Source organism: Streptomyces abikoensis (assembly GCF_014648775.1).
GTDB lineage: Bacteria > Actinomycetota > Actinomycetes > Streptomycetales > Streptomycetaceae > Streptomyces > Streptomyces abikoensis.
Genome location: NZ_BMRT01000002.1, coordinates 812,672 through 824,388, shown reverse-complemented (window position 1 = coordinate 824,388; position 11,717 = coordinate 812,672). Strand labels below are relative to the sequence as shown.

General features: G+C 74.3%; 7 protein-coding genes. 6 read left to right on the top strand and 1 reads right to left on the bottom strand.

The genetic code is table 11. The features are described from left to right. Window positions 1-24 precede the first annotated feature (24 nt). Window positions 25-1,446 (top strand): NAD(P)/FAD-dependent oxidoreductase, encoded by a 1,422-nt coding sequence (locus IE096_RS10070; protein ID WP_189450772.1) that lies wholly within the window; start codon window positions 25-27, stop codon window positions 1,444-1,446. 165 nt (window positions 1,447-1,611) lie between these two features. Here IE096_RS10070 and IE096_RS10065 read toward each other — a convergent pair whose 3' ends face one another. Then, window positions 1,612-3,045, bottom strand: a complete 1,434-nt coding sequence (locus IE096_RS10065) for a lipase maturation factor family protein (protein ID WP_189450770.1) — start codon at window positions 3,043-3,045, stop codon at window positions 1,612-1,614. An 80-nt stretch (window positions 3,046-3,125) separates the two neighbouring features. Between IE096_RS10065 and IE096_RS10060 the strand changes: the two genes are divergently transcribed. The 5 genes from IE096_RS10060 (at window position 3,126) to meaB (ending at window position 11,526) form a co-directional block, all read left to right on the top strand. Beyond that, window positions 3,126-5,213 (top strand): SpoIIE family protein phosphatase, encoded by a 2,088-nt coding sequence (locus tag IE096_RS10060; RefSeq protein WP_189450768.1) that lies wholly within the window; start codon window positions 3,126-3,128, stop codon window positions 5,211-5,213. Between the two features lie 123 nt (window positions 5,214-5,336). Beyond that, entirely contained in the window at window positions 5,337-6,368 is a 1,032-nt protein-coding gene (locus IE096_RS10055; protein WP_189450766.1) for a CinY protein, read from the top strand. Between the two features lie 82 nt (window positions 6,369-6,450). Further along, the gene (gene mutA, locus IE096_RS10050; RefSeq protein WP_189450764.1) at window positions 6,451-8,331 is read left to right on the top strand and encodes a methylmalonyl-CoA mutase small subunit; all 1,881 of its coding nucleotides are present in this window, start codon (window positions 6,451-6,453) and stop codon (window positions 8,329-8,331) included. Continuing rightward, window positions 8,331-10,532: a methylmalonyl-CoA mutase gene (gene scpA / locus IE096_RS10045; protein WP_189450763.1), complete on the top strand. Its 2,202-nt coding sequence runs from the start codon at window positions 8,331-8,333 to the stop codon at window positions 10,530-10,532. Before mutA ends, scpA begins: the two co-directional genes overlap by 1 nt. A 4-nt stretch (window positions 10,533-10,536) precedes the next feature. Continuing rightward, window positions 10,537-11,526: a methylmalonyl Co-A mutase-associated GTPase MeaB gene (gene meaB, locus IE096_RS10040; RefSeq protein ID WP_189450762.1), complete on the top strand. Its 990-nt coding sequence runs from the start codon at window positions 10,537-10,539 to the stop codon at window positions 11,524-11,526. Window positions 11,527-11,717: the final 191 nt, after the last annotated feature.

Sequence of the window (11,717 nt, the reverse complement as noted above, 5' to 3'; positions counted from 1 at the left end):
CACCGCGACGGAGGAGGAGCGGGCATGAGCGACGCGCACAGTGACGGCGGTGTCGTTCCCGGGCGCCGGGCCGTGGTGCTGGGCGGCGGGATGGCGGGGATGCTGGCCGCCTCGGCCCTGGCGGACCACGCCGACGAGGTGGTGGTCGTCGAGCGGGACCGGCTGCCGTCCGGGGCCCTGCCCCGCAAGGGGCTGCCCCAGGCGCGGCACGCGCACCTGATGCTCGCGGGAGGGGCGCGGGCGGTGGAGTCGCTGCTGCCGGGGATCACCGACCGGTGGCTGGCCGAGGGCGCCCGGCGGGTGGCGCTGCCGACGGCGCTGGTGTCGCTGTCGTCGCAGGGCTGGATCCCGCGGACGCCGGAGGCGCAGTTCCTGATCTCGTGCAGCCGGGACCTGCTGGACGCGGTGGTACGGGAGCGGGTGCTGGCCCACTCGCGGATCACGCTCCGCGACGGCGTCGAGGTCCACGGGCTCCTGGGCGACGCCCGGCGGGTGACGGGCGTGCGGATCGGCGAGGTGGGCGCGGGCGGGGCGCGGCCGCTCCCGGCCGCGCTCGTCGTCGACGCCACCGGGCGGGGGTCGCAGGCCGCGCGGTGGCTGACGGAGCTGGGGCTGCCCGCCGTCCGGGAGGAGACCGTCGACTCGGGCCTGGTCTACGCGACGCGGCTGTTCCGGGCGCCCCCGGGCGCGGAGGACTTCCCCGTCGTGAGCGTCGCGCCGCGCCCCGACGCAGCTCTGCCGGGCCAGGGCGTGACGATGCACCCGGTGGAGGGCGGGCGCTGGCTGGTGACCCTGTCCGGTACGAGGGGCGGCGAACCCTCACGGGAGGACGCGGAGTTCGAGCCGTTCGCGCGCCGGCTGCGGCACCCGCTGGTGGCCGATCTCATCGCCCGCGCGGAGCCGCTCACGGGGGTGCGGCTCAATCGCTCCACGGTCAACCGCCGCCGGTACTTCGAGCGGATGGCCTCCTGGCCGGGCGGTTTCGTCGTCACGGGGGACGCGGTGGCGGCGTACAACCCCGTCTACGGGCACGGGATGTCGGTCGCCGCGGCGGGCGCGGTCGCCCTGCGGGAGGTCCTGGCGGGGGAGGTCCTCGGGGACCCCCGGTCGGCCCGGCGGGCGCAGCGCGCGGTGGCCCGGACGGTGGACGGGCCCTGGGCGATGGCCGTGGGAGAGGACATCCACTACCCGGGCGCGATCGGGGAGCGGCCGCCGGCGGCGGCGCGGCTGCTGCGGGGCTATGTGCAGCGGATGATGCTGACCGCGACGGTGGACCCGGCCCTGACCCGGGCCATGGTGAACGTGATGACGCTGGCGGCGCCCATGTCGGCGCTGTTCACGCCCGCCGTGGTGGCGCGGGTGGCTCGCGGGCCCCGGCGGCTGCCGCCCCCGGAGCCGCCGATCACGGCGGCCGAACTGGCCCGGGCGGGCCTGGCGCCGGCCTGACGCGCCGGCCTGACGCCGGGCCGGCGGCCCGGCGCGCGCCCCCGCTGTCGGCAGGCGGGTCGGCACCGCCGGGCCGCGCCGTCGTGGCCGGTCGCCGTCGCGGCGGGGATCAGGCCCCTGACCCGCCCCTTCCCGTTTCCCGGGGGCAAGCCCCCGGACCCCCCCTCACGGCCGTGTTGCCAGCCGCGCCGGCGGCAGGTATTCGCGCACCAGCGTGCGGTGCCACCAGCAGCCCGTCTCGCGGAGCTCGCGCCAGGTCGTGAAGCGGTAGAGGTAGAGGCGGGCGCGGACGTGGGTGGGCGGGGTGGTGGGGAAGGGGTTGTCGCGCAGCAGGCGCAGGGTCGCGGGGTCGCCCGTCAGCAGGCGTTCGACGAAGGGGCCGAACCATTCCCGGGCGTAGCCGGGGGAGATCCCGGCGAACCACATCAGCCAGTCGAGCCGCAGGTGGTACGGCGCGAACTGGCGGGGGAGCCGGCGGGGGTCGCCGGGCTTGCCCCGGAAGCCGTACTCCTTCCACTCCGTGTCCTCGGTGAGCCGCTCGTCGGCCGTTCCCTCGACGACGACCTCGTAGCGGCTGCGATTGACGCTGCCGAAAGCGCCGTAGGTGTTGACCAGGTGGAAGGCGTTGAAGGACATGTTCATGCGCTGCCGCGCGGACAGCAGATTGCGCACCGGCCACCAGCTCAGCGTGACCACCAGCGCGGTGGCGGCGAGCACCAGCACCTCGAACCAGAGCGGGGCGGCGCCGGCCGGGGCGTGCCGGGGGAGGCCCAGCAGCTCCGCGAGGGCCGCGCCGTCGACGGCGGAGAGGGCCAGGACGATCGTCAGCCAGTTGAGCCAGGAGAAGTTGCCGGAGGCGACGAGCCAGAGCTGGGTGCAGATGATCACCGCGGCGGCGACGCTCGCCACCGGCTGCGGGGCGAACAGCCCGATCGGTACGACCAACTGGGCGACGTGGTTGGCGGCCGTCTCCACCCGGTGGAGGGGCTTGGGCAGCCGGTGGAAGAACCAGCTCAGCGGGCCCGGCATGGGCTGGGTCTCGTGGTGGTAGTACAGGCAGGTCAGATCGCGCCAGCAGGGGTCGCCGCGCAGTTTGATCAGCCCGGCGCCGAATTCGACGCGGAAGAGCAGCCAGCGCATCAGCCACAGGGTGAGCACGGGCGGGTCGGTCCGGGCGTTGCCCAGGAAGACGGCCAGGAATCCGGTCTCCAGCAGCAGGGACTCCCAGCCGAAGCTGTACCAGGTCTGGCCCACGTTGACGATCGACAGGTAGAGCACCCACAGCGCGGCCCACATCGCCATGGCCGCCCCCAGCGGCACGGCGTCGGCCGCGCCCGCCACCATCGCGGCCGACAGCAGCGCTCCCGTCCAGGCCCAGGCGGCGAAGAAACGGTCGGAGTAGTGGAACTGGAAGACGCTGGGCGCCCGGCGCGTCGGCACGTACGCCACGTACTGGGGGACCGGCAGCATGCCGCGCTCCCCGATGAGCGCGCGGAACTGCAGGGCCGCCGAGACGAAGCCGACCAGGTAGATCGCGGCGAGCGCCCGCGTCAGGAGCAGCCGGCTCAGCCAGTACCCGGATGCCGTGAACCATTCCATGGCGCCCTCCGCACCGTTTGCGTCCTTCCGGACCCTGCGGTCGCATCGAAGAAACGGACAAAAGATGGCAGAGTGACTCTATGGTTGATCGGGGAGCGACGCCTGCCGCCGTCCCGCCGCCGGACGACTGGCCCGCCCGCCCGGAGACGGTGCTCGCCCTCAATCGCATGGGCGGCTTCGACTGGGACCTGATCAGCGGACGGCTGCATCTGGACCCGCAGGCGCTGGAGCTCCTGGAGGTGCCGCCGGAGCGGTTCCACGGCCGGATCACCGATCTGACGTACCGCGTCTCGCGCCCGGACGCCGCCCGGCTGGACACCATGGTGGCCCGGGCCCTGAAGGACGGCAGCGAGAGCTACGGCGGCTACTACCTCGTCCGCTGCGCGGACGGCTCCCAGCGCTGGACCTACACCCAGGGGCGCATCCGGCGCGACGCCGACGGGCGGCCCTGCCGGATCATCGGCGTCGTCCGGGACGCCACCGAGGAGCTGGGCCGGACCGGGCCCCGGGAGACCGACGAGGAGCGCCGTCACCAGACCACGGTCGTGGAGACCACGACGGCCGCCCTCGCGCACGCCCGGACCGTCCAGGACGTCATCGACTTCTTCCGGGACGCCCGGGCCGTCGAGCACCTGGGCTCCGACCTGCTCGTGCTCGGCCTGCTGGAGTCCGGCCGCATCCACCTCGTCGCGGAGGGGCCCTCGGAGCACTTCATCCCCGGCACCCGCTACACGCGCGTCGACGACAACTTCCCGATGAGCGAGGTCATCCGCGCCCTCTCGCCCCGGTTCATCGAGTCGCCCGAGGAGTTCTCCACCCACTACCCCTGGCTGTGGGAGCGCATCAAGGACATCGGCATCTGCTCCGCCGCCTATCTCCCGCTGGTCGCCCAGGCCCGGCCCATCGGCGCGCTGGGCCTGCTCTACCGCGAGGCGCGCGGCTTCACCCGGCAGGAGCGCAACCTCTTCATCGCGCTCAGCAGCAGCCTGGCGCAGGCCATAGCCCGGGCGATGCTCTTCGACCAGGAGCACGACCTCGCCGAGGGCCTCCAGCAGTCCATGCTGCCGCGCCGCATCCCCGACGTGCCCGGCGCGCAGATCGCGGTGCGCTACCGGTCGGCCCGGATGGGCCGGGACATCGGCGGCGACTGGTACGACGCCATCCCGCTGCCCGGCGGCCGGGTCGGGGCGGTCATCGGCGACGTCCAGGGCCACGACACCCACGCCGCCGCCGTGATGGGCCAGCTGCGGATCGTCCTGCGCGCGTACGCCACGGAGGGGCACTCGCCCGCCACGGTCATGGCCCGCGCCTCGTCCTTCCTCCACGAGCTGGACACCGACCGCTTCGCCACCTGCACCTACGCGGAGGCCGACCTCACCACCGGGGTCGTCCAGCTGGTCCGCGCCGGCCATGTGGACCCCATGCTGCGGCACGCGGACGGCACCTGCCGCCGGCTGCCCGTCTCGGGCGGGCTGCCGCTCGGCCTGTCCGCCGAGTTCGGGCGGCTGGACTACCCCGTGACGACCGTCGAACTGGCCCCGGGGGAGACCCTGCTGATGTTCACCGACGGCCTCGTCGAGCAGCCCGGCTCCGACCTCGACGAGGGCATGCGGCGGCTCGGCGCCCTGGTCCGCGAGGGCCCCTACGACCTCCACAAGCTGGCCGACCTGCTGTGCGGCGTGGTCGGGGAGCGGATGGGCGAGGACGACCTGGCCGTCCTGCTGCTGCGCCGCCAGGGCCCGGCGGCCCGTGGCGGCGGCCGCCTCCAGCAGCACATCGCCCCCGCGGACCCCGAGGCCCTCTCGGCCGGCCGGCACATGATCCGCGCGGCGGTGCGGGCATGGGGCGCGCGGGAGCGCTCGGACGAGATCGAGCTGGTCGCCGACGAGTTGGTGACCAACGCCCTCCTGCACACCGACGGCGCGGCCGTCGTGACGATCCGGATGCTGACCGGGCACGAACGGCGGGTGCGGGTGGAGGTGGAGGACAAGTCCAGCGTCCTGCCGCGCCGCCGCGAGCCCGGCGAGTCGGGGGTGTCCGGGCGCGGGCTGCTGCTGGTGGACCGGCTGGCGGACGTCTGGGGCGTGGAGCCGCGCGGGAACGGCAAGTGCGTCTGGTGCGAGTTCGTGGTGCCCGAGCGGCACCCGGTGCCGGACGAAGACGGCTGAACCGGTTGTCCGGGAGTTCATGCCCTATACACCCTTCCTTGCAAAGGAATTGCAAATTCCGGTCTTCTTGGGTCAACTGTTGACGCAATCCCCCCTGACGGACCGTCGACAAGGCCGAAAACCATGGGCACCCCCCGCCACCACCACCCCCTCCGCCGCAGAGCCGGCCAGCTCCTGGGCGTCGCCGCCCTCGCCCCCGCCGTGCTGCTCACCGCCCAGGCCGGGCCCGCCCGGGCCTTCGGCACGGTCAGCGCGTTCGGGCAGCACGCCGAACACGAGGCGATCACCCGCGCCGCCCTGGCCTGCGCCCCCGGCACCCGGTCCGACGGCACCTGCTTCGAACCCCGCTCCCTCGACCAGCTCGCCGGCCACAAGCGCACCTTCGGCGCGGTCGGCGCGCCCGACACCGACGAGATCGTCGTCCCCGCCGCCCACTGCGACAACGCCGACTTCCTCACCACCCCCGGCTACCCGCGCGACCGCGCCGACGCCACCCGGCAGCTGCTGGCCTGCATAGCCAGACTCCAGACCCGCTTCACCGAAGGGGTCACCGCCGCCGGCGGCACTGTCGCGGCGGACGGCGAGGTCGTCCCGGGCGAGAACGACCTCACCAGGGACTGCACCTTCACCCTCGGCATCCGGGGCCGCGACAAGTGCGAGGCCATCGAGGGCCTGGGCCGCGCCCTCCACGGCGTCCAGGACTTCTACTCGCACAGCAACTGGACCGACAAGGCCGCAGGCGGCCCCCTCGGCAAGGACAACCCGCCCGGCCTCGGCCGCCCCGCGCCCTCCCCCCTCCTCGCCCTCGGCACCGGCCGCCCGCCCGCCGCCCCGTCCGTCCCCGCCGACCTGACCACCGGCTGCTTCTCCCTCCTCCCGCTCGGCTGCGCCCGCCACGTCCAGCACGCGGGCCTCAACAAGGACACCGGCGTCATCGACCCGGCCACCGGAGCCACCGGCGGCCCCACCACCCCCCGCGGCAAGGTCGCCGGGAACTTCGACCGCGCCGTCCAGGGGGCCATCACGGACACCCGCCGCCAGTGGGCCGACTTCCGTGCCGCCCTGACCGCCAGGTACGGCAAGGACCGCGCGGAGACCATCGGTTGCGCCCTCACCCACGACGCCCCGGCCCGCGACTGCGCGCCCAAGAGCTGAATCCCGCGTTCCACCGGGAAGAGGCCAAGGTCACAACCCTTGCCCCTGCTGTGGGACGCGGCCGCTCACTAGCCTTCCCCCCATGACGGTCCTGCCCGACGACGGCTTCCACCTGGCTGCCGAGTTCCCGGACGCGACCCGTGAGCAGTGGCAGCGCCTTGTCACAGGCGTGCTGAGCAAAACGGGCACCGCGGCCGAGGGACCGGCGGCCGAGGACGCACTGGCCACCGCGCTCCAGGACGGGCTCGCCACCCGTCCCCTCTACACCGCCGATGACGGCGGCGCGGTGCCCGGCCCGCCCGGCTTCCCCCCGTTCGTCCGCGGCGGGCGGCCGGAGGGCACCGCGCTCACCGGCTGGGACGTACGCCAGCACCACGGCGGCCCCGACCCCCGGCGGGTCAACGAGGCCGTCCTCGCCGACCTCGAGAACGGCGTCACCTCCCTGTGGATCGCCGTCGGCGGCGCCGGACTGCCCGTCGAGGCGCTGCCCGCCGCCCTCGATGGCGTCTACCTCGACCTCGCCCCCGTCGTCCTCGACGCGGGCGAGGAGTCCGAGCCCGCCGCGCGGAAGCTGCTCGCCCTGTACGCCGAGCGCGGCCTGCCGCGCGACGCGGCCGCCGGCAACCTCGGCGCCGACCCCCTGGGCACCCTCGCCCGCACGGGCACCGACGCCGATCCCGCCGAGGCCCTGGCCGCCGCCGCCCGCCTCGCCGCCCTGTGCGTCCGCGACCACCCGCGCCTGCGTGCCCTGACCGTCGACGCGCTGCCCCTCCACGAGGCCGGCGGCTCGCCCGCCCAGGAACTGGGCGCCTCCCTGGCCACCGGCGTCGCCTACCTCCGCACCCTCACCGCCGCCGGACTCACCGTCGACGAGGCCTGCTCCCAGCTGGAGTTCCGCTACTCCGCCACCGCCGACCAGTTCCTCACCATCGCCAAACTCCGCGCCGCCCGCCGGCTGTGGGCCCGCGTCGCCGAGGTCAGCGGTGCCACGCCCGCCGCCCGCGCCCAGCGCCAGCACGCCGTCACCTCCTCGGTGATGATGACCCGGCGCGACCCGTGGGTGAACATGCTGCGCACCACCATCGCCTGCCTCGGCGCGGGCGTCGGCGGCGCGGACGCCGTCACCGTCCTGCCCTTCGATACGGCCCTCGGCCTGCCCGACGCCTTCGCCCGCCGGATCGCCCGCAACACCTCCTCGATCCTGCTGGAGGAATCCCACCTGGCCCGGGTCATCGACCCGGCGGGCGGCTCCTGGTACGTGGAGCGGCTCACCGACGAACTCGCCCACGCCGCCTGGGCCTTCTTCCAGGACCTCGAACGCGCCGGGGGCCAGGCCGCCGCCCTGCGCTCCGGTCTCCTCGCCGAACGCCTCGCAGCCACCTGGGCCGAACGCTCCGCCGACCTGGCCACCCGCCGCGAACCCATCACCGGCGTCAGCGAGTTCCCCCACCTCGGCGAGGCGCCCGTCGACCGCGAACCCGCCCCGCCCGCGCCCTCCGGCGGACTGCCGAAGGTCCGCCGCGACGAGGCGTACGAGGCGCTGCGCGCCCGCTCGGACGCCCACCTCGCCGCCACCGGCGCCCGGCCCCGCGTCCTCCTCGCGGCCCTCGGCCCCGCCGCCGCCCACACCGGCCGGGTGACCTTCGCCGCCAACCTCTTCCAGGCGGGCGGCATCGAGCCCGTCACCCGCCAGGTCACGGCCGAGGACGCCGCCGGCGCCCTCACGGCCGAGGGCGCCACGATCGCCTGCCTGTGCTCCAGCGACACCCTCTACGCCGAGCAGGCCCCGGCCGTGGCCGAGGCGCTCAAGGCCGCCGGCGCCGACACCGTCTTCCTCGCCGGAAAGCCCAAGGGCGAGCTGCGGGAAGACTGTCTGCGGGCGGGAGTCGACGCGTTCGTCTTCGCCGGCGGCGACGCCGTCGCCGTCCTCTCCTCCGTCCTCGACCGCATGGGAGTGGCGTGATGCGGATCCCCGACTTCTCCGGCATCGACCTCGGCCCCGCCGCCACCGGCCCCGCCGACCCCGGGGCCTGGCGCGCCGCGCTGAAGGAGAGCACCGGCAAGAGCGCCGAGGACCTCCTGTGGGAGACCCCCGAGGGCATCGGCGTCAAACCCCTCTACACCGCCGAGGACCTCGAAGGGCTGGACTTCCTCGCCACCTACCCCGGCATCGCGCCCTACCTGCGCGGCCCGTACCCGACGATGTACGTCAACCAGCCCTGGACCATCCGGCAGTACGCCGGCTTCTCCACGGCCGAGGAGTCCAACGCCTTCTACCGCCGCAACCTGGCGGCCGGCCAGAAGGGCCTGTCCGTCGCCTTCGACCTGCCCACCCACCGCGGCTACGACAGCGACCACCCGCGCGTCACCGGCGACGTCGGCATGGCGGGCGTCGCCATCGACTCCATCTACGACATGCGGCAGCTCTTCGACGGCATCCCGCTCGACAAGATGACCGTCTCCATGACCATGAACGGCGCGGTGCTGCCCGTCCTCGCCCTCTACATCGTCGCCGCCGAGGAACAGGGCGTACCGCCCGAGAAGCTGGCCGGGACCATCCAGAACGACATCCTCAAGGAGTTCATGGTCCGCAACACCTACATCTATCCGCCCCGGCCCTCGATGCGGATCATCTCCGACATCTTCGCGTACACCTCGCAGAAGATGCCGCGCTACAACTCCATCTCCATCTCCGGCTACCACATCCAGGAAGCCGGGGCCACGGCCGACCTGGAGCTCGCCTACACCCTCGCCGACGGCGTCGAGTACCTCCGCGCCGGCCAGGGCGCCGGCCTCGACGTGGACGCCTTCGCGCCCCGCCTGTCCTTCTTCTGGGCGATCGGCATGAACTTCTTCATGGAGATCGCCAAGCTCCGGGCCGCCCGGCTGCTGTGGGCCAGGCTCGTCAAGCAGTTCGACCCCAAGAACAGCAAGTCCCTGTCGCTGCGCACCCATTCGCAGACCTCCGGCTGGTCGCTCACCGCCCAGGACGTCTTCAACAACGTGGCCCGCACCTGCGTCGAGGCCATGGCCGCCACCCAGGGCCACACCCAGTCCCTCCACACCAACGCCCTCGACGAGGCGCTGGCCCTGCCCACCGACTTCTCCGCCCGCATCGCCCGCAACACCCAGCTGCTCATCCAGCAGGAGTCCGGGACCTGCCGGGTCATCGACCCCTGGGGCGGCAGCGCCTACGTCGAGCGGCTCACCCACGACCTCGCCCGCCGCGCCTGGCAGCACATCCAGGAGGTCGAGGCGGCCGGCGGCATGGCGCAGGCCATCGACGCCGGCATCCCCAAGCTCCGCGTCGAGGAGGCCGCGGCCCGCACCCAGGCCCGCATCGACTCCGGCCGGCAGCCCGTCATCGGCGTCAACAAGTACCGGGTCGACAGCGACGAACAGATCGAGGTCCTCAAGGTCGACAACTCCTCGGTGCGCGCCCAGCAGATCGACAAGCTCCGCCGGCTGCGCGCCGAACGCGACGAGAGCGCCTGCCAGGACGCCCTCCACGCCCTCACCCGCGCCGCCGAGGCCGGCCCCGGCCCGGGCCTTACGGGCAACCTCCTGGCCCTCGCCGTGGACGCCGCCCGCGCCAAGGCCACCGTCGGCGAGATCTCCGACGCCCTGGAGAAGGTCTACGGGCGGCACGCCGGGCAGATCCGTACGATCTCCGGTGTCTACCGGGAGGAGGCCGGCATGTCGTCCGGCGTGGAGCGCACCCGCGCGCTGGTCGAGGCGTTCGAGCGGGAGGACGGGCGCCGCCCGCGCATCCTGGTCGCCAAGATGGGCCAGGACGGCCACGACCGCGGCCAGAAGGTCATCGCCACCGCCTTCGCCGACCTCGGCTTCGACGTGGACGTCGGCCCGCTCTTCCAGACGCCCGCCGAGGTCGCCCGGCAGGCGGTCGAGGCGGACGTCCACATCGTCGGCGTCTCCTCGCTGGCGGCCGGTCACCTCACGCTCGTCCCGGCGCTCCGTGAGGAGCTCGCGGCACAGGGCCGCGAGGACATCATGGTCGTCGTGGGCGGGGTCATCCCGCCGCAGGACGTCCCCACGCTCCTGGAGATGGGCGCCGCCGCGGTCTTCCCGCCCGGCACGGTCATCCCGGACGCCGCCCACGACCTGCTGAAGACCCTCGCCGGGGTCCTCGGCCACGAGCTGTGAGCCCATGGCCCGCGCGATAGACCTGGACGCCTACGTCAAGGGCGTGCTGGACGGCGAGCGGGCGGCCGTCGCCCGCGCCATCACGCTCGTGGAATCCCGGCGCGCCGACCACCGGGAGCTCGCCCAGCGGATGCTGACCGAGCTGCTGCCGCACGCGGGCGGGGCGCGCCGGATCGGCGTCACCGGGGTGCCCGGCGTCGGCAAGTCCACCTTCATCGACGCCTTCGGCACCATGCTCACCGGGCTCGGCCACCGGGTCGCGGTGCTCGCCGTCGACCCCTCCTCCAGCCGCACCGGCGGCAGCATCCTCGGCGACAAGACCCGGATGGAGCGCCTCGCCGTCGACCCGGCGGCCTTCGTCCGCCCCTCGCCGACCGCCGGCACGCTCGGCGGGGTCGCCAAGGCCACCCGCGAGACCATGGTGGTGATGGAGGCCGCCGGCTACGACGTCGTCCTGGTGGAGACCGTCGGCGTCGGCCAGTCGGAGACCGCCGTCGCCGACATGGTCGACACGTTCCTGCTGCTCACCCTCGCCCGCACCGGCGATCAGCTCCAGGGCATCAAGAAGGGCGTCCTGGAGCTCGCCGACGTCATCGCCGTGAACAAAGCGGACGGACCGCACGAACGCGACGCCAAGGCCGCCGCCCGCGAACTGTCCGGGGCCCTGCGCCTGATGCACTCCCACGACGCCGCCTGGAACCCGCCCGTCCTCACCTGCAGCGCCCGCGAGAGCACCGGCCTGGACACCCTGTGGGAGCGCGTGGAGGCCCACCGGGGCGTCCTGGAGGCCACCGGCGGTCTGGCCGCCCGCCGCCGCGACCAGCAGGTCGACTGGGTCTGGAGCATGGTCCGCGACCGGCTCCTGGCCGAACTGCGCGACCACCCCGACGTCCGCGCGCTCGCCCCCGGCCTGGAACGACAGGTGCGCGAGGGCACCCTGACGGCGGCCCTGGCCGCGGAGCGGCTACTGGAAGCATTCCGTCCGCCGGGCTGAGCCGGGAGTCCACAGTGCCGCGACGGGGCGCCGGCCGGCCGCGGCGCCGCCGTGGCCGGTCGCGCCCACGCGGTGGTAGCCGCATGTCGACTCGGCCCGCGCCCCTTCGGGGCGCCGCCCCGTGCGGAGCGCCCTCGGGCCCATGACATCCTGGGCCGTCACGCCCCGCCGGGGCGGGCACGGCGGACGTC

Excerpts from the sequence above, each read along its gene's own strand:
- IE096_RS10070 (WP_189450772.1), top strand. The coding sequence starts at position 25 with ATGAGCGACGCGCACAGTGACGGCGGTGTCGTTCCCGGGCGCCGGGCC.
- IE096_RS10065 (WP_189450770.1), bottom strand. The coding sequence starts at position 3,045 with ATGGAATGGTTCACGGCATCCGGGTACTGGCTGAGCCGGCTGCTCCTG.
- IE096_RS10060 (WP_189450768.1), top strand. The coding sequence starts at position 3,126 with ATGGTTGATCGGGGAGCGACGCCTGCCGCCGTCCCGCCGCCGGACGAC.
- IE096_RS10055 (WP_189450766.1), top strand. The coding sequence starts at position 5,337 with ATGGGCACCCCCCGCCACCACCACCCCCTCCGCCGCAGAGCCGGCCAG.
- mutA (WP_189450764.1), top strand. The coding sequence starts at position 6,451 with ATGACGGTCCTGCCCGACGACGGCTTCCACCTGGCTGCCGAGTTCCCG.
- scpA (WP_189450763.1), top strand. The coding sequence starts at position 8,331 with ATGCGGATCCCCGACTTCTCCGGCATCGACCTCGGCCCCGCCGCCACC.
- meaB (WP_189450762.1), top strand. The coding sequence starts at position 10,537 with ATGGCCCGCGCGATAGACCTGGACGCCTACGTCAAGGGCGTGCTGGAC.